Genomic DNA, 17842 nt, shown 5'->3' on the forward strand with positions numbered 1-17842 from the left:
TGCTTATGAGGTGCTGTTTCGAAAAACGTTGCGCTTGGTTTGACAATTCAAGCTCTAAATATTCATCTCCGCCTTACCGGATCGCGGTTTCAGGAAGATATGCCAGTACAATTTTGCATACCTTTGCGGAGCACCTGTATACTTGAACGCTCGGTTTTTGAGAAAATACGATCCGGAACATAACAACCACAACAGCACAACAACAAAAGGAAAAAACGTGAAACGCATTTTCTTATTTATTCTCACCAACCTTGCCGTACTCGTTGTCATCAGTGTCATCCTCAGCCTTTTGGGCATCAGCGGCAACCCCAATGATATGGGCAGCCTGTTGGCGTTCTCCGCTGTTGTGGGCTTTACCGGCTCGATTATTTCGCTGCTAACTTCCAAAATGGTCGCGAAACGTTCGGTTGGCGCCGAAGTCATCACCCAACCGCAAAACGAGTTGGAAAGCTGGCTGCTCAATACCGTTGAGGCGCAAGCCAAACAATGGAACGTGAAAACGCCGGAAGTGGCGATCTATCACTCGCCCGAACCCAATGCTTTCGCCACCGGTGCCAGCAAAAACAACTCGCTGGTTGCCGTTAGCACCGGTTTGTTGCAAAACATGTCCCGCGATGAGGTCGAAGCGGTGTTGGCGCACGAAATGGCGCACGTCGGCAATGGCGATATGGTGACACTTACCCTGATCCAAGGCGTGGTTAATACCTTCGTGGTTTTCCTGTCGCGCCTGATCTCCAATGTGGTCGCTACCAATGATCGCGGCGAAACCAACGGCGGTATTTATTTCTTGGTCAGCATGGTGTTGCAAGTATTGTTCGGCTTTTTGGCCAGTTTTATCGTAATGTGGTTCAGCCGCCAACGCGAATACCGCGCCGATGCCGGTGCCGCCAAACTGGTAGGAGCGCCGAAAATGATTGCCGCCCTGCAACGCCTGAAAGGCGAAACCAGCGAGCTGCCGAAAGAAATGACGGCTTTGGGTATCGCCAGCGAAGCAAAAAAAGATTCGCTGTTGTCTACCCACCCCAGCTTGGATAACCGCATTGCCCGTTTGAAAGAGATGTAAAGAAAGCAAAACAAAATGCCTGTCTGAAAAACTTTTCAGACAGGCATTTTGTTTTGCTTACCAAATTATTGCTTCTCCAACCAATCATCCCGCGCTTGCTTGGCTTCTTCAAAATAGCGGTAAAGCTTATCCGAATCCCCCGCTTCCAGCATCGCCCGCACCCGTGCCAACTGCTGATACTGCCCGTTAATCAAATCAAGCAGGCTTTGCCGGTTGGCCATGCAGATATCGGTCCAAATCGCCGGATGGCTGGAAGCGATGCGGGTAAAATCGCGGAAACCGGAAGCGGCGAAATCCAAATATTTACCGCCGTCCGGATGATCCACAATCTGGTGGACAAAAGAAAACGCCAACACATGCGGCATATGCGAAACGGCGGCGAAAATCTGGTCGTGTTCTTCTGCGCTCAACTGATACGTTTTGCTGCCCACCGCCTGCCAGAACTGCTCCACCTGCTGTAAAGCGGCCGGATTTTGTTTCTCATGCGGGCATAAAATCAGTTTTTTGTCTTGAAACAAACCGAATTGCGCCGCCAATGCACCATGCCTGTCTGAACCGGCAATCGGATGGCTGGCTACGCATTGCGGAAAATGTTGCGGCAAATATTCGCGAAATGCCGCCAATGCGGAAAGCTTGGTACTACCGACATCGCTGACTATCGTATCTAGTGATAACACAGGAGCAAGTGCACGGCAAATCGCCGGCAGGGTCGCCACCGGCGTGGCAATCAACACCCAATCGGCACCGGCCACACTCTCGCCGCTGATGCGCTCATGCGCTTCGTCAATTACTTTACGCTCCAGCGCGCGTGCCAGATTTTCTGCATTAAGGTCGATACCGACTATTTTCTCGACCAGCCCCTGCCGTTTTAAATCGAGCACAAAAGAACCGCCTATCAGGCCGACCCCGATAAGCGTAATTTGTTTGAGAGTTTGTTGTGCGGTCATGGTCAGAAATTATTGCACGGGTTCAATCAATTCCAGGCGGCACAAAATTCCGCCCAATAAGGTTTCTCTTCCGCCAAGGATTTCAAATAATTTTTCAGGCGGCGGATTTCCTGTTCGTATTCATCGCCATCCAATGCGCCGCTCATCAGGCGAAAACGCAAATACATCAAATAAGTGTTGGCCGCATCGGTTTCGCAATAGTCGCGAATGGCCTTGATTTCACCGGCATGCCAAGCATCCCATACCTTACTGCCGTCCATACCGAGTTTGCCGGGAAAGCCGCAGAGTTTTGCCATATCGTCCAGCGGTACGCTGGCCCGCGGCTGGTATAAGGCCAGCAAATCCATTAAATCGCAATGGCGGCTGTGGTAACGGCTGATGTAGTTGTTCCATTTGAAATCCCGGCTGTCGCCAAAATCACCTTCGCCCATGTCCCAATAGCGCGCGGCGGTAATGCCGTGTATCAGGGCGCGGTAATGCAGCACCGGCAAATCGAAACCGCCGCCGTTCCAGCTCACCAGCTGCGGCGTGTGGGTTTCCACCAAATCGAAAAACTTGGCGATCATGGTCTCTTCGCTGTCGTGCAACTCACCTATGGTACCGACATGGATTTTCTCCTGCCCCCAACGCATACAGCAGGAAATCGCCACCACCCGGTGCAGATGGTGCTGCATAAAATCACCGCCGGTTTGCGCTCTGCGCCGCTGCTGGGCAAACGACACCACTTCCTGATCACTCATGCTCTTGGGCAAATCATGCAGCAGGCGGATACCGTTAACATCGGGAATGGTTTCAATATCGAAAGCGAGAATGGGTGTCATGGCGCTTGCTCCGTGGCTATTGACGGCATTGTGCATGAAGTTGCCCGGTTTGACAAACCGGCGCAACATTTCAGTGTACTGATGAAGAAAAAAGATTAATCACCGCCACACCGCCGATAATCATGGCTATGCCAATGCAGCCGGCCGTATCGATTTTCTGGCCAAAGGCTACCCAAGCAATCAGCGCCGTTAACACCACGCCCACCCCCGACCATACCGCATACACCAACCCGACCGGCAGGCTGCGAAAAATCTGCGCCAACAAATAAAACGACAAACCGTAAAGCAGCAATGCAGAAACAGCCGGCCCCCAACGGCTGAAACCGTCGCTCACCTTCAGCAAACTCGTTGCCGCTACCTCAAACGCAATCGCCAGTGCCAGCATCATCCAAGCATTCATATTTATCCTTATCAAAACCTTTTTAATCTTGCCCTCATCCAATGCCTGTCTGAAAATCAATTATTCTTTTCAAGCAGGCATTCCATAACGGCACACCTCACTTCGTTTAGAAACTCCGATTGGCCAAAAGATTTTCCTGATTGCATCCGACCAAACTAGCTTTCAATATAGCGAAACTATTTATTTTTACCACAAGGCAGGCAGTGCGAAACCGATTCCGTTGCCGCTTTAGCGGCAACAAAATCGTTCTCTTGCTCTCTGGCGCAATGAAGCAACAAATCATTAACAACATAATTACCGTTTCTAGGAAATAAAATGCCTGTCTGAAACGTTTCAGACAGGCATATCCATCATATTGCACTTAAAAATACATTCAGCCAATCAAAGAATTTATTTCAACGGCTCCATGCCCATCACTTCCATCAGGAAGTTGGTAAACGCCGGATTAGTCGGTTTGTTTCTCATATTAGGCCAGCGTTGTTGCCAACCCTTCAAAGTATTCTGGATATAAAGCTTGGACTGATCGGTTGAAATCGCACCGCGCTGGCTATCCACTGCCGAACGCAGATAAACTTCATACACGCTGTCGTCCACAGCATTGCGACCCACCAGTTGGATGCGGTAGCGGTTGAGATATTGCGCAGCCTGTACCTTGGTCAACTTACCTTGGCTAACCTGATAGCTCAAGCGCGTAGCTTCGTCGCGGATTTTGGAAACGTCCGTCCAATGGCTGGGTGCCAAATCGTAAGAACGGCCACGCCCTTCATCCGTTTGGGTGCGCGTATTAGTCGGATACACCGGCACTTCTTTGAGTGTCGGCAGATAAATGGATTCACAGCCGGTTAAGGCTGTTACCAAAACGAGAGGGAGGATATATTTTTTCATGTGGCTATTATAAACGCCTCATCTTTGATTACCAAACATAACCGGCCGAACGGATTTTTTTTCGGCTAAATTGCAACACAGCACTGTTTTTGATTCACTTGGCACGCCTGCCAACCGACTCTTGCGCCTCTCTATAAATACTTTATCTATCCGGCGGTTTGTTTCATAATATCTCTCTTTAATAATTTCGTCATCCCAAGCCATGGTCACCGCACGCTACGCCGTTTTCGGCAACCCTATCGCCCACAGCAAATCGCCGCAAATTCACGCCCAATTTGCCCGTCAAGAACAAGTGGAAATTATTTATGAACGGATTTATGCCGAGATCGGCCATTTTTCCGAAGCAGCCTCTGCTTTCTTTGCCGGCGGCGGCAATGGCGCCAATGTTACCCTGCCGTTTAAAACCGATGCTTGGGATTGGGTAGACGAATGTTCCGAACGCGCCCAAATCGCCGGTGCAGTCAATACATTAATTCCGTTACCCGACGGCCGTTTCCGCGGTGACAATACCGACGGCATCGGCTTGGTGAATGATTTTACTCAAAACTATCATCTCTCTGTTGCCGGCAAACGTGTTTTGTTGTTGGGTGCCGGCGGCGCAGTCCGGGGCGTGTTGCAGCCCCTGTTGGAACAACAACCCGCTTCCCTCACGCTGGCCAACCGTTCGGTAGACAAAGCGGAAACCTTGGCACACCGCTTCGATGTCGATTACCGTTCGTTTGACGAATTGGCCAGCTCATATTACGACATCATTATTAATGGCACTTCCGGCAGCCTTAGCGGCGACAAACTACCGGTAAACGACAAGCTCTTTTCTGTTTGCGAAATGGCTTATGATATGGCTTACGGCGACAAGCCCACCGTATTCATGCAGCAAGCAAAAGCCGCAGGAGCCAAACAAACTGCCGACGGCCTAGGCATGCTGGTTGCACAAGCAGCTTTCTCGTATCAACTGTGGCGCGGCTTCACACCCGACATCCGCAGCGTAACCGAATTAATGCGCAAGAGTATCCAAGCATGATTAAATGGCTGATTGCTTTACCGTTTGCCGTGTTTATTCTGTTTAATGCTTATGTATACGGCAACATCCTTACCTACCGCGCGGTCGCGCCGCATCAAAGCGCATTTATGTCGATGCGGATGAGCCAATTCCGCAGCGAAGGCCGCGATGTAACGCTGGACTACCGCTGGGTTCCTTATAACCAGATTTCGGTAAACTTAAAAAAGGCACTGATTGCCTCGGAAGATGCAGGCTTTGCCGAACACAGCGGTTTTGATTGGCGCGGCATGCGCAATGCTTTCCGTAAAAACGAAAAAAGCGGCGAAATCCGATCCGGCGGTTCCACCATCAGCCAGCAATTATCCAAAAACCTGTTTTTGAATGATGGGCGCAATTATCTGCGTAAAGCCGAGGAAGCGGCCATCACCGCCATGATGGAAGCGGTCACGGATAAAGACCGCATTTTTGAGCTTTATCTGAATGTTATCGAATGGGGCTACGGCATTTACGGTGCCGAAGCTGCTTCCCAATATTTCTTCAAGAAACCCGCCTCCGATCTTAGCCGCCAACAAGCCGCCTTGCTCACCGCACGCGTACCCGCGCCGCTGTTTTATGCCGAGAATCCGAAAAGCCCCCGGCTGCGCGCCAAGGCCAATATCGTATTGCGCCGCATGCGCTCTGCCGAATTGCCGGAATAATTTTCAGACAGGCATTCCCTCTTGATTTCCTACCCCGTGCATCCATATCACGCCTATAGCAAATGAAATAATAGAAAGATCCATGATGCACACTCCCCACTCCGACGCCGAACGCCGTACCCGCTTTATTTTCGACGACATGCCGGTACGCGGCCTGCATGTCCGCCTTCAAGCGGTTTGGCAGCACATCGTCTGTCGCAAAAACTACCCCGCTCCCATCCGCCACGCATTAGGCGAATTGCTGGCTGCCGGTGCCCTGCTTTCCAGTAATCTGAAAATAGAAGGCACCCTGACCCTGCAAGTGCAAAGCGAAGGCAAACTGAAAATGCTGGTAGTCGAAGCCACCTCTAACGATACTTGCCGTGCCACGGCCCGCTGGGATGAAACCGCTTCTTTTGATGAGGGGGAAACGCTGTGCGATTTACTGGGCAATAACGGCATTTTCGCCATTACCCTGCAACCACAAGAAGGCGAACCCTGGCAAGGCGTGGTGCCGCTGGAAGGCGGGAGCATCGCCGAAATGCTGATGGCCTACATGTTGCGCTCCGAACAACTGGAAACCCACATTACTCTTGCGGCCGACGAAAACACGGTCGGCGGCCTGCTGTTACAACGCCTGCCTGAAGAATCATTAGACAAAGAAGCTTGGCAACATGTAACCACTTTATCGGATACTGTAGATGCTGCCGAATTGCTAAGCTTGGATGCCGAAGCATTGCTCTACCGTCTGTTCCACGAAACACCGCCACGCGTATTCGAGCCGGAAGAAATAGAATTTGCCTGTACCTGTTCGCGCGGTAAGGTTAGCAATATGTTGTTATTGCTAGGCGGCCAGGAAGTCGGCTCGATTGTTGCCGAGCAAGGCAGCATCGAAATCGACTGTGATTTCTGCAATGAGAAATATGTATTTGATGAAACCGACGTTAACGCTTTATTCGGCATGGACGTGACTGAAGTGGCTCGTGCCACCATGCAATAGGCAATTGTTTTTCAGACAGGCGTTGTGATGCCGAAAACAAAATAAAAACCGCATCTTCAACGATGCGGTTTTTATTAATAATCTGTAGCTAAAAACCGGATTATTTTTTCAAAGAGTCACGAATCTCACGCAACAGCAAAACTTCTTCTGAAGGCTCAGCGGGCGGCGCTTCTTCTACCTGTTTACGTTGCAGTTTATTCAAAAATTGAATAACGGCAAAAATGGCTGCCGCAATAATCAAGAAACTGATAATCGTATTAATGAAAGTACCAATATTCAAAGTAACCGCACCAGCCGCTTTTGCAGCCGCCAAAGACGGGTAAGGGCCGACAACCTTAGCCCCGTCTTTCAGGGTGATGAATAAGTTGGAGAAATCCACACCACCAATCAACAAACCGATAGGAGGCATGATCACATCGTCTACCAATGATTTCACAATACCGCTGAATGCTGTACCGACAACCATACCGACAGCTAAGTCAACTACGTTTCCGCGCATAATAAATGCTTTAAAATCTTGTGCCAATGACATTTTATTTCCTTCTTTTTAAAGATAGTTCATATTTTTGATACAACAAACAAAACTGGTTTCCTTCTGTTTAAGGTATATTTTGCAGCAAACAAGCAACGACAAAACACATATTCCTAAATCAACAGCACTGAAATTTAGTATTTCCCAAACTTCAAAAAATATTAATTTTCATAACGATTGCCAGAGAAAACCAATAATCCGGCAGATTAGATACTCGATACTTTGGTAAAGTTCCTAAACCAAATAATATCTTAGCCAGAAAAACCCGCATATTATCCCAAAACGCTGTTACAAAGTGCTTTCGGACAATATGCGAGGTTATACTTTGCGCTATTCGGCAATATTAGTGTAATTCATCACCAATTTTAAACTTCGCTTAGCGCATTAATACTGTAGCCACCATCTACATAAGTAATCTCACCGGTAATGCCGGAAGAGAGGTCGGACAATAAAAAGGCGGCGGCATTGCCCACTTCCTCGATTGTCACATTGCGGCCCAACGGATTTTGTTCGGCTACATGGTTCAGCAGTTTGCTGAAATCAGCGATACCGGAAGCGGCCAATGTTTTGATCGGGCCGGCAGAAATACCATTACAACGAATTCCGTCACGGCCGACAGAAGAAGCGGTAAAGCGGATAGCCGCTTCCAAGCTGGCTTTGGCCAAGCCCATTACATTGTAGTTGGGAATCGCACGCACCGCTCCCAGATAAGAGAGGGCAACCACAGCCGAATTACGGCCTTTCATCATCGGGCGTGCTGCTTTAACCAAAGCCGGCAGGCTGTATGCGGAAACGTCATGCGCGACATTAAAGGCTTCGCGGCTGATGCTGTCGAGAAAATCACCGTTGAGCGCTTCGCGCGGTGCAAAAGCAATGGCATGCACCAAACCATCCAAACCGTCCCATGACTTGCCCAAATCCGCAAACAATTGATCAATCTCGGCATCGCTTTGTACATCGCAGCGAAACACCAAATCGGAACCCAATTCTGCTGCCATTTTGCGCACACGCTCTTCCAATTTGTCTACCACATAGGTAAACGCCAGTTCGGCGCCTTGATCGCGACATGCTTTAGCAATGCCGTATGCAATCGAGCGCTCGGAAATCATACCGGTAATGAGGATTTTTTTACCTTGTAAAAAGCCCATAAATTATTCCTTTCCAGAATCGGCTGAAATTTTTTCAAGAACCGCATTATAGCCGAGTTTGCCGCAATCTGTTGCACACAGCATAACAAAACTGTTTTACCGCTACTTGCAGGCAAACACATCTTTCAAGGTAAAATATCTTTTCACGATATGCCTGTCTGAAATGCCATGATAAAAAAACTGATTACCGTCGCGCTCGCCGGCCTGCCAACCGTAGCCTGGGCGGCTTACGGGCTAAGTTTGGGATCCGCCCCCATTTATCCGCCCACCTTTACCCACTTCGGCTATACCAATCCCAATGCACCAAAAGGCGGTTCGTTCAGCCTACCGATCAGTGGCGGCTTTGACACACTCAATCCGTTTACCTTAAAAGGCGACCACGAAGCCGGCATCACCAGCCTGACTTTAGACACCTTAACCGCACAAAGTTGGGACGAGCCTTTTGCCGTATACGGTCTGCTGGCCGAAGACATCGAATTGGCTTCCGACGGCTTATCGGTTAATTTCAAAATCAACCCCAAAGCCCGCTTCCAAAATGGTGATCCTGTGCTGGCGCAAGACGTCGCCGCTTCTTTCAAACTGCTTACCCAAGACCCGGCTGCCTCGCCTTCTTACCGCTTCTACTGGGCCGATGTTGCCGGCGTAGATATCACCGACAAATATACCGTACGTTTCCGTTTCAAAAACCGCAATGCCGAACTGCATATGATACTGGGCCAGTTACCGGTCTTCTCGCACAAAAGCTATCCGCAAGGCCTGGCCAAAGCGCCGAATACGCCTCCCATAGGCTCCGGCCCCTACCGGCTCTCCCGCACCGAAAGCGGCCGCTTGAGCGAATTTACCCGCGATAAAAACTATTGGGCGCAAAATCTGCCTACCCGCAAAGGCATGTATAACTTCGACCGCATCCGTTTTAATTATGTACGTGACAACTCGGTGCGGCTTGAGGGCATAAAAGGCGGCCGCTACGATTTCAGCCAAGAAACCACCGCCCGCGACTGGGCTCGTGCTTACCCTGAAAACCTATTGGCACGCCATTATTTGCAAAAACACGAATGGCAACATCAGAATACGGCGGGGATGCAAGGCTTTGTGATGAACCAACGCCGTTCTTTTTTCCAAGACGTGCGCGTACGCCAAGCATTGGTGTTTAGCTTTGACTTCGAAAGCATCAACGAGCGCTTGTTTTACGGCTCCTATCGCCGCAGCGACAGCTATTTCACCAACAGCGAAATGGCCGCCGCAGGCAAGCCGCAAGGCCGGGAATTGGAGCTTCTGTTGCCGCTGAAAAACCGTTTGCCGCCGGCCGTATTCAATCTCGATGCCCCGCAACCGCCCAAAGTCAACCCTTCCGTCGGGATACGTCCCAATCTGATGCAGGCAAAAGCACTGTTGCTCGCCGCCGGTTACCGCTATCAAGGTGGGCGGCTGATAGATAAAAACCAACAACCGGTAGTGATAGAATATCTCACTCCCAGCAAAAACTTTGAGCGCGTGGTTCTCAAGTGGCAGCGCGACTTAGCCAAAATCGGCATCACATTGAACATACGCGTTACCGATGCTGCGCTATATCAGAAGCGGGTTAACGACTTCGATTTTGACATCGTATCCACTGTATACGCCAACTCTGAAAGCCCCGGCAACGAACAATTCGGTTATTACAGTTGCCAATCCGCCAAAACACCCGGCAGCCGCAATCTTGCCGGGATCTGCGACCCGGCAATCGAGAGCCTGCTGCCGAATTTTGCTCAGTTCAAAAACCGTGCCGATTTGGTGGCCAGCGCCCGCGCACTCGACCGCGTATTGCGTTGGCAGTATTTAGTTATCCCCAACTGGCACAGCAACCAATACCGTGTGATTTACCGTAATACGCTGGGGATTCCTGCCCGCCCGCCCAAATACTATGCCGCCACGGAATGGGCGCTATCGACCTGGTGGGATAAGGCTGCTCAAAAACAGCAGTAATTCATCACCACTCCTGTCTGAAAAATCCAAATACCCATAAAAATGCCTGTCTGAAAATATTTTTCAGACAGGCATTTCCCGTTTAACACTCAATTTAGTATTCTACAGCATCAATCGATACCGTTATCTTTCAAAAGCTTGTTGATTTGCTCTTGTACTTTTTGCTGTTTGGCCTGTTGCAGAACTTGCTCTTTCACCTGTTCGAACGGCGGCATTTCCGAACTGCGTTGCTCGGCAGCCAGTTTAATCAGATAAAATTTACCGTTAAACTCCACCGGTTCATGGGTAACATCACCGCGCACCATCTTGCCGACAACCGCAGCAAAAGGCGGCGGCAGCTGCTGCGGATGCACAAACTGGTCGAATTTCTGCTCCTCGTTCGGATAACGCTTCATCAAATCCTCAAAACTCATGCCTTTAAGCAACAAGCTTTGCGCATCTTTGGCTTCCTGCGCAGTTTTGAAATTAACCTGCTGGATTTTCACCGTTTTCGCCATTGCATCATACATACGGCGCGCTTCCGCTTCGTCTACTTGTACGGTTTTAGTCAGATGCTCGGTGTATTTGGCAGCATAAAACTGGGCTTCCAGATTTTTAAATTCATTTTGAACCGCTGCATCTTTATCCAAACCGGCTTTTAAGGCCTCGGCTTTCAACACCTCAACCGTTTGCAACTCTTTTACCACCTGAGCACGGATTTTTTCTCCGTTCAGCTGCCCTTGCATTTGCGGATTTTGCCCCGCCTGCTGGAGAAACTGATTTACCATGCTATCTACACGTGCATTGTCAATCTGAGGCGCCTGCGCCGCTACCGCCAAACCGGCCAACGACAATACCAAGGCGCTTACCATCACTTTTTTGTTCATCATTTTTTACTTTATTCCTGTAAAATCAGTTGGATTACTTCGCCGGCTGAATCTTGGCCTTTTTCATGACACCATCCACCGCGCCGGCCACACGCTCTTGCTGTAATTGTCCGGTGAGCTGATTCTTCATTTGATCGAAAGCAGGTATTTGTACATTACGTTTGTCATTCACATAGAAAATGGCAAACAGCGCACCGTCATTACTGCGCAAAGGCTCGGTATATCCGCCTTTAGACAGATTGCCTACCGCTTCGAATACGCCAGGATCGGTTTGTTGCAAATCTTTCAACGGAATGTAACCCGGCGCAATACCACCGCTTTTCTTCGCTTGCTCGTTGATGGTATATTTGCCGGCTACGGTTTTAAATGATTTTTTGGCTTTCAATTCATCATACGCTTTTTTAGCATCTGCTTCGCTACGGGTCATGATTTCACCCAATTGAATTTCCTGCGTACCCTTATAATAAGCGCTCAAATCCTGATAAGCTTTGTTAACATCCGCCTCACCAACAGGATTTTTCCTCAACACATCCGACACAAACACCTGATTTAGCAAATCATTTTGAAACAAAGTCCATTCTTGTTTGAATGTAGGCTTCTTATCGGCGCCCTCTTTTTTGGCATTGGCCATTGCCTGCTCGGAAACCTGCTTAAACTCGTTGCCCTGATCCAGCTTCAAACGGCGCGCTTCCTGCGCCACTGCGGTACTGACCACCAAACGGCGGGTTACTTCATCGCGCAACTGCGGGCTATCCTGTAATTGCGGATTTCCCTGTTTCAAATTCTGCACCACGGTGTCAACTGTGCTGCTGTCGATCGCCGTACCGTTCACCGTTACCACGGTCTGCGCCATCAAGCCGCCCGATAACGCAGCCAACAACAAAGCGCTTAAACGAATATCTTTCATGATGTTTTCTTTCTCTAGCTAGTATGTTCTCTTAAAATATGCAACTTATTGCTCATTCCGGTATTCTTCAGGAGTCAGTGCCCGAATGCTCAAAGCATGAATCCGGTTGTCAGCAAACCAATCGGCCAACGGCTGCTTAACCATCCGCTGGCGTTGTAAACGCCCAACCTTTGCAAAAGCACGGCTCACAACCAGCACTCGGTAATGCCCGCCACCACGATTGCCCGTATGACCGGCATGCAAATGGCTGTCATCTCTCAATTCGAATGCCTCTATTGGCAAAGCCTCTTTCAGACAGGCCTCGATTTGCTCCGCTACCGTTGTCATTCCAGCCTATCCCTTATTTCAAAACCGGCTCGAACACCGCTTTAAAGGGTTTAATCAACACTTCTTCATACACACCGGCATCTACATAAGGATCAGCTTCCGCCCAAGCTTGTGCCGCATCCAAATCTTCAAATTTAGCAATAATCAAACTACCGGATACACGATCAGGCTGCTCAGGAAGCGGATTCGGGCCTGCCGTCATCAAGTCGCCGGCAGCTTTCAAAGCCTCCAAGCGCGCCAAATGCGCCGGACGTGCCGCCATACGTGCCTCGTGCGTACCCTCTGCATCCGTTGCCAACAGCATGAAATAAGTTTTACTCATAATTATTTATTCTCCTGAGGAAGATAACGGCTCAGATAAAAACCTTGTGCCACAATAAACAGTATCATCAAAGCAGTCGAGCCGAATAGTTTGTAATTCACCCAAGCCGCTTCACTAAATTGGTAAGCCACCACCAGATTCACCGCACCCAGCAACAGCAAAAAAACCATCCACATCAAAGTCAATTTATTCCAAACAGACTCAGGCAGGGTCAATTCCTTACCCATTACACCTTTCAGGCCGTTTTTACCTCTGATCTGGCATATCAGCAATACCAACGCTCCCAGCCAGAACAGTAACGTCGGCTTCCACTTGATAAAAGTGCTGTCATGAAACACAATCGTTGCACCACCGAATACCACGATCAGAATCAGGCTCGCCCACTGCATTACATCGAGCTTTTTATGCTTTGCCCAAATAAAAGCAGCTTGTAAAACACCAATCACGACGGCACAAGCCGTCGCCCAAAAAATGTTTTTCGTAACCGTATAAATGGCAAAAAACAAAATCAGCGCAAATAAATCGCTAAAAATCTTCATGACTAAAGATAACCTTGCTACCTGAAAAACCAAATCGGTATCATAACAGAATCAACCTGTCTTGCACGTCAAACTTAAGTTAAAATGCCGCAAAAAAATCCGCAACAGCATCACAAGCAAGCGTCGTATTTAAGTCGCATTCCCTACTGAAATCTTATGCTAAATGACGGCTTTGCTTGGCAGACTATGTTATTCAATTATATTATATGGGGTAATTGTACTTACGCGTTTGGCAGCCTCAGGCTACCCGCTCCATTTCATAAAGAAGACAGGGAATAAAGTTTTGAAAACCAATAATCGAATCAAGCTCATCGTCTTATCCGTTTCCATGTTGGCCTCTTTGGGCAGCTTTGCCACCGATAATTCAGCGAATCAAAACGGAAATCAAGTCGCTGCAGCGGATGCCCGTCAACCGATTCAACAAACAGGCGGTCAATATGAAGTACGTCCCGGGGAAACGTTGAATCAAATCGCAGCACGTGTCCGCCCGAATAATATGAGTTTGTCGGAAACGGCAAAAGCCATTATTCAAGCCAATCCCGATATCTTTAAAAACGGCAACCCAAATCTGATTTTCGCAGGTGACGTATTGCGCATTCCTACCGGCAGTCAAATCAGCGGAACCGCCTCCACCCCTCCCGCCCAAACGCAACAGCCTGCTCCTGCCGTAACCCCAAAATCAGCTGAAAACGTTACCGGGCAAACAGTAAAACCCGAGGGTGATGGCAAGCAGGCCTCAGCCAAAACAGATAGCAAATCAAATACCGCGAATAACAACATAACAAGCGAAAACAAGGCAGACAATACGGCTGCCTCTACAGTACCCTCTACTGTTGTACCCAAAGCTGCAACCGCTTCATCTCAAGAAGCCGCCGCTACCGCCTCACCTGCCTCACAATCTTCCGGCGGCTCCAGCCTTCCTTGGATTCTGGTAGGCGGCATCGGCTTGGCCGCTTTGCTATTCCTCAATAAATTCCGCGGCAATAAACAAACCAACAAAGAAAACGCAACTGCGTCACCCGCCCCCAAAGCAGATAAAGCTCCGATTTCCGGCAAAACCACCGCAGCAGCAGTAACCACAGCCGCTGTAGCTGAAAAAAGCGCTGCTTCTGATGACATCGAAACCAGCGATGATGATTTTACCGAAACCGAAGACATCTTCTTCAGCGACGTTGATCCCCGTGCAGAAGAGCCAACCGTCACTGATGATTTCAACTTGGATTTGAGCACCATCGGCAATCAGCAAGGTATTGTCAGCAGCTCGATAACTACCGACGAAGAAACACTGAAACGTGCCGATGCCGATTGGGACAACATCGAATCTACGGAAAGCGTGTACGAAGACGATGTTTCACCCGCCACCTTCAAGAAAACCGCAATTGACGAAGAAACAGTAAAAACACCGGCTGCCGTTGAAGAATCTGTTGTTGAAGTTGTTGAGTTTACAGAACCCGAAGCGATTGACGAGAGTGAAGAAGAAGTTCTGGAGTTTGAAGCGGCTTCTACTGTTATCGAAGCACCCGATCCGGTTGCCTCGCAACCTGTTGTAGAAGAAAGCATCGAGGCAGAAGCGGCATCTGAGACAGTTATCGAAATCGAGCAGGAGGTTGAAAGCACTACAGATGAAGATTCGCCGCTGGAATTCGAACCCGTATCTGTTGAACCTGTTATTCCCGCAGCCGTTGTCGAACAAACAACGGAACAAGAATCTTCAGAGAACGTTGAAACCGTAACTGCACTTACTGATACCGCTACCGAAGAACCGGCTACCCACAACTGGGTACTTGAGACGGCAGAAGAGCCTACAGAAACGCTCGAAGCCAAAACTCAGACTGCTGAAACCACTGAGGAAGAACCTGTTCCGTATAGTTGGGCAACCGAAAAAGAAGCGGCCGACGATAAAGCTGAAGAGCTGGAAGCGGATTCCGATTTTGATACGTTCGAAGCTCTGCAAGATACTCAGGAAGAAAACTTTAGCGCCGCACCGATTGCTATTACCGAAGCATCTGATGACGATGTAATCGAATGGGACAGCGTAGACTTTGCCGGTGACGATAAAGAAGTCGGCTTCATTTCCGAGTCTGTCGGCATGACCGCTCCGTTGGAAGCTAAGTATGAACTGGCTCAAATGTACATCGAAATCGGCGATCCGGATGCCGCTCGTGAAACTTTGAACGAATTGGTAGAAGAAGCCAGCGGTGACATTCTGGAGAAATCAAAAGTACTATTAGCAGAAATTGGATAATTTTTATTTTGAAAACAAAAGGTCTGAACAATATTCAGACCTTTTTTATTAGCTGCAGCCGCTTTGCAACCATTATGATTAAACGCTCTACAGTGGATTTAATTATTTTCGATACAAAGCAAAAAGCCGCAGACAGTACAGTACGTAAGCGATTCCGTTGCCGCTTTAGCGGCTTACAAAATCGTTCTCTTTGAGCTACTGCGCAGCAGAGCCGTAGCGAAAGTTAAGTTAATCCTCTATATAGTCGATTCAAATAAAATGTCCGGTGGAGCGCGGACGTTTTCGTCCGTTCTTTATGTATGATTCTGGATATTTTGCGGACGAGGACGTCCGCGCTCCAATATCGGAGTTTTATTTTAAATCCACTATAACTGAAAATCTACAGTGAATCTACTACTTAGAGATTCGGCGCTGGCATCGCTAAATATAAAATTCCGTTATATTTCTCCCATCCATTTTTCATTATTTTTTCAAAATTATTGCTCCTACACTTAGCAAAAACAAAAATCGAATGCTGGATAATATTTCCTCAATAGTTCAATAATTTATTTGTTTTATAGTGGATTTAAAATAAAACTCCGATATTGGAGCGCGGACGTCCTCGTCCGCAAAATATCCAGAATCATACATAAAGAACGGACGAAAACGTCCGCGCTCCACCGGACATTTTATTTGAATCGACTATACATTAAATAGCGGCATCGAAAAACAGCACAAGGAGCAATGAAATGGTCACACAAGAAGTTCTTCCATTATATATCAACGGTCAATTTGTTTTATCGGAGCTAACTTTTCCCAATATCAACCCGGTTACCGGACAAACCAAATCTTTGGTTTCTGAAGCTGAGAAGGCTCATGTGGATGCGGCGGTTGCGGCTGCACGCCGAGCTGTAGATGGTGAGTGGGGCAATTATTCAGCGTTCGAGCGCGCACAAATTTTGCGCAAGATTGCCGATGGTATTGAGGCACATTTTGATGAGTTTGTGGCGGCAGAAGTTGCCGACACTGGCCGGCCACTGTATTTAGCACGCACTTTGGATGTGCCGCGTGCGATTGCCAATTTCCGACTGTTTGCCGATTTGGCTGCTTCCTTTGTGGGCGAGAGCTGCGAAACCAAGTTACAAAACGGCTATTTGCTGAATTATTCGGTACGCAAGCCTTTGGGAGTAATCGCGGTGATTTCGCCGTGGAATCTGCCGGTGCTGCTGTTTTCCTGGAAAGTTGCGCCGGCCTTGGCAGCAGGCAATGCGGTGGTGTGCAAGCCGTCTGAAGAAACACCTTCTTCGGCGACTTTGTTGGCCGAGGTGATCGATTCAGTAGGTCTGCCCAAAGGTGCGTTTAATCTTGTTCACGGCTTCGGAGCCAAAACCGGGGCGTTTCTCACCGAAAATCCGGATATTGATGCGGTTTCGTTTACCGGTGGGTCGAAAACCGGTTCGCATATTATGAAAACGGTGGCCGATGGTGTGAAAGAAGTGTCGTTCGAGTTGGGTGGTAAAAATGCGGCGGTAGTGTTTGCCGATGCTGATTTCGATGCGGCGGTGGAAGGTGTGCTGAAGTCCAGCTTCTACAACAGCGGGCAAGTGTGTATGTGTTCGGAGCGTGTTTATGTGCACCGCAGTCTGTTTGACCGGTTTGTGGCGGCATTAAAGATCAAAACAGAAGCTTTGAGGCTGGATGTGCCGAATGCTGAAGGAGTGGATTTAGGGCCGATGGTGTCGTTTGCGCACCGTGACAAAGTGCTTTCTTATTTCAAGCTGGCCGAGGAAGAAGGGGCGACAGTGGTTACCGGCGGCAAAATCCCGCTGTTTGGCGATGAGCGCGATCAGGGTGCATTTGTCGAACCGACGATTTGGACGGGATTGCCCGACGATGCGCGGGTGGTAAACGAAGAGATTTTCGGCCCTTGCTGCCATATTGCACCATTTGATGATGAGGATGAAGTACTCGCGCGGGTGAATAACAGCGAATATGGCTTAAATTGCAGCATTTGGACGCAAAACATCAGTCGTGCCCACCGCTTTGCCCGCAAGATTCATGTTGGAATTGTGTGGGTAAACACTTGGTATTCACGTGATTTACGTACGCCTTTCGGTGGATCGAAACGTTCGGGTTTGGGGCGTGAAGGCGGGGTATTTTCGCTCAATGCCTATTCTGAAATCACCAATGTGTGCGTGAAATTTTAATCGGCATCAGGA

18 protein-coding genes are annotated in these 17842 nt (G+C 48.8%); 7 read left to right on the forward strand and 11 right to left on the reverse strand.

What is annotated here, in order from left to right; translation table 11 throughout:
- The first annotated feature begins 217 nt into the window (after nucleotides 1–217).
- A complete protein-coding gene (htpX, locus tag Q4C79_RS08675; RefSeq protein WP_303090623.1) occupies nucleotides 218–1063 on the forward strand; it encodes a protease HtpX in 846 nt (281 codons plus the stop codon).
- Nucleotides 1064–1128: 65 nt separating this feature from the next.
- Here the strand turns inward: htpX and Q4C79_RS08680 are convergent, their stop codons facing one another.
- The 4 genes from Q4C79_RS08680 to Q4C79_RS08695 all read right to left on the reverse strand — a co-directional run bounded on the left by Q4C79_RS08680 (nucleotide 1129) and on the right by Q4C79_RS08695 (nucleotide 4116).
- Complete coding sequence (locus Q4C79_RS08680; RefSeq protein WP_303090624.1) at nucleotides 1129–2010, reverse strand: prephenate dehydrogenase; 882 nt, start codon at nucleotides 2008–2010, stop codon at nucleotides 1129–1131.
- 26 nt (nucleotides 2011–2036) lie between these two features.
- The gene (locus tag Q4C79_RS08685; RefSeq protein WP_303090625.1) at nucleotides 2037–2831 is read right to left on the reverse strand and encodes a 3'-5' exonuclease; all 795 of its coding nucleotides are present in this window, start codon (nucleotides 2829–2831) and stop codon (nucleotides 2037–2039) included.
- A 70-nt stretch (nucleotides 2832–2901) separates the two neighbouring features.
- Nucleotides 2902–3231 (reverse strand): multidrug efflux SMR transporter, encoded by a 330-nt coding sequence (locus tag Q4C79_RS08690; protein WP_303090626.1) that lies wholly within the window; start codon nucleotides 3229–3231, stop codon nucleotides 2902–2904.
- Nucleotides 3232–3621: 390 nt separating this feature from the next.
- Nucleotides 3622–4116: a membrane lipoprotein lipid attachment site-containing protein gene (locus Q4C79_RS08695; RefSeq protein ID WP_303090627.1), complete on the reverse strand. Its 495-nt coding sequence runs from the start codon at nucleotides 4114–4116 to the stop codon at nucleotides 3622–3624.
- Nucleotides 4117–4318: 202 nt separating this feature from the next.
- Here Q4C79_RS08695 and aroE point away from each other — a divergent pair, with 202 nt between their 5' ends.
- The 3 genes from aroE (at nucleotide 4319) to hslO (ending at nucleotide 6793) form a co-directional block, all read left to right on the forward strand.
- Nucleotides 4319–5137 carry a shikimate dehydrogenase gene (gene aroE / locus Q4C79_RS08700; RefSeq protein WP_303090628.1) on the forward strand — a complete coding sequence of 273 codons (819 nt, stop codon included), beginning with the start codon at nucleotides 4319–4321 and terminating at the stop codon, nucleotides 5135–5137.
- Nucleotides 5134–5814: a monofunctional biosynthetic peptidoglycan transglycosylase gene (gene mtgA, locus Q4C79_RS08705; protein ID WP_303090629.1), complete on the forward strand. Its 681-nt coding sequence runs from the start codon at nucleotides 5134–5136 to the stop codon at nucleotides 5812–5814. The genes aroE and mtgA overlap by 4 nt, the downstream gene beginning before the upstream one ends.
- An 85-nt stretch (nucleotides 5815–5899) precedes the next feature.
- Entirely contained in the window at nucleotides 5900–6793 is an 894-nt protein-coding gene (gene hslO / locus Q4C79_RS08710; protein ID WP_303090650.1) for an Hsp33 family molecular chaperone HslO, read from the forward strand.
- Nucleotides 6794–6893: 100 nt separating this feature from the next.
- On the opposite strand, the gene mscL is transcribed toward hslO, so the two are convergent.
- Nucleotides 6894–7325, reverse strand: coding sequence for a large conductance mechanosensitive channel protein MscL (mscL, locus tag Q4C79_RS08715; protein ID WP_303090630.1), 432 nt, complete (start codon nucleotides 7323–7325; stop codon nucleotides 6894–6896).
- Nucleotides 7326–7690: 365 nt separating this feature from the next.
- On the reverse strand, nucleotides 7691–8473 hold the full coding sequence (gene fabI, locus Q4C79_RS08720; protein ID WP_303090631.1) for an enoyl-ACP reductase FabI: 783 nt from the start codon (nucleotides 8471–8473) through the stop codon (nucleotides 7691–7693).
- Between the two features lie 168 nt (nucleotides 8474–8641).
- On the opposite strand from fabI, the gene Q4C79_RS08725 reads away from it, so the two are divergent.
- Nucleotides 8642–10438 (forward strand): extracellular solute-binding protein, encoded by a 1797-nt coding sequence (locus Q4C79_RS08725; protein ID WP_303090632.1) that lies wholly within the window; start codon nucleotides 8642–8644, stop codon nucleotides 10436–10438.
- 110 nt (nucleotides 10439–10548) lie between these two features.
- On the opposite strand, the gene Q4C79_RS08730 is transcribed toward Q4C79_RS08725, so the two are convergent.
- Genes Q4C79_RS08730 through Q4C79_RS08750 form a run of 5 tightly spaced genes read right to left on the reverse strand, consistent with a single transcriptional unit; the run spans nucleotide 10549 to nucleotide 13399 of the window.
- Nucleotides 10549–11307, reverse strand: coding sequence for a peptidyl-prolyl cis-trans isomerase (locus tag Q4C79_RS08730; RefSeq protein ID WP_303090633.1), 759 nt, complete (start codon nucleotides 11305–11307; stop codon nucleotides 10549–10551).
- 31 nt (nucleotides 11308–11338) lie between these two features.
- On the reverse strand, nucleotides 11339–12211 hold the full coding sequence (locus Q4C79_RS08735) for a peptidyl-prolyl cis-trans isomerase (protein WP_303090634.1): 873 nt from the start codon (nucleotides 12209–12211) through the stop codon (nucleotides 11339–11341).
- A gap of 45 nt (nucleotides 12212–12256) precedes the next feature.
- Nucleotides 12257–12538, reverse strand: coding sequence for a BolA family transcriptional regulator (locus Q4C79_RS08740; protein ID WP_303090635.1), 282 nt, complete (start codon nucleotides 12536–12538; stop codon nucleotides 12257–12259).
- Between the two features lie 13 nt (nucleotides 12539–12551).
- Nucleotides 12552–12860, reverse strand: a complete 309-nt coding sequence (locus tag Q4C79_RS08745; RefSeq protein ID WP_303090636.1) for a YciI family protein — start codon at nucleotides 12858–12860, stop codon at nucleotides 12552–12554.
- A 2-nt stretch (nucleotides 12861–12862) separates the two neighbouring features.
- The gene (locus tag Q4C79_RS08750) at nucleotides 12863–13399 is read right to left on the reverse strand and encodes a septation protein A (RefSeq protein ID WP_303090637.1); all 537 of its coding nucleotides are present in this window, start codon (nucleotides 13397–13399) and stop codon (nucleotides 12863–12865) included.
- 163 nt (nucleotides 13400–13562) lie between these two features.
- On the opposite strand from Q4C79_RS08750, the gene Q4C79_RS08755 reads away from it, so the two are divergent.
- The gene (locus tag Q4C79_RS08755; RefSeq protein WP_303090638.1) at nucleotides 13563–15644 is read left to right on the forward strand and encodes a FimV/HubP family polar landmark protein; all 2082 of its coding nucleotides are present in this window, start codon (nucleotides 13563–13565) and stop codon (nucleotides 15642–15644) included.
- A 728-nt stretch (nucleotides 15645–16372) separates the two neighbouring features.
- A complete protein-coding gene (locus tag Q4C79_RS08760; RefSeq protein ID WP_303090639.1) occupies nucleotides 16373–17830 on the forward strand; it encodes a 2-hydroxymuconic semialdehyde dehydrogenase in 1458 nt (485 codons plus the stop codon).
- Nucleotides 17831–17842 lie beyond the last annotated feature (12 nt).

The organism is Neisseria sp. (assembly GCF_030523955.1).
Lineage (GTDB): Bacteria > Pseudomonadota > Gammaproteobacteria > Burkholderiales > Neisseriaceae > Neisseria.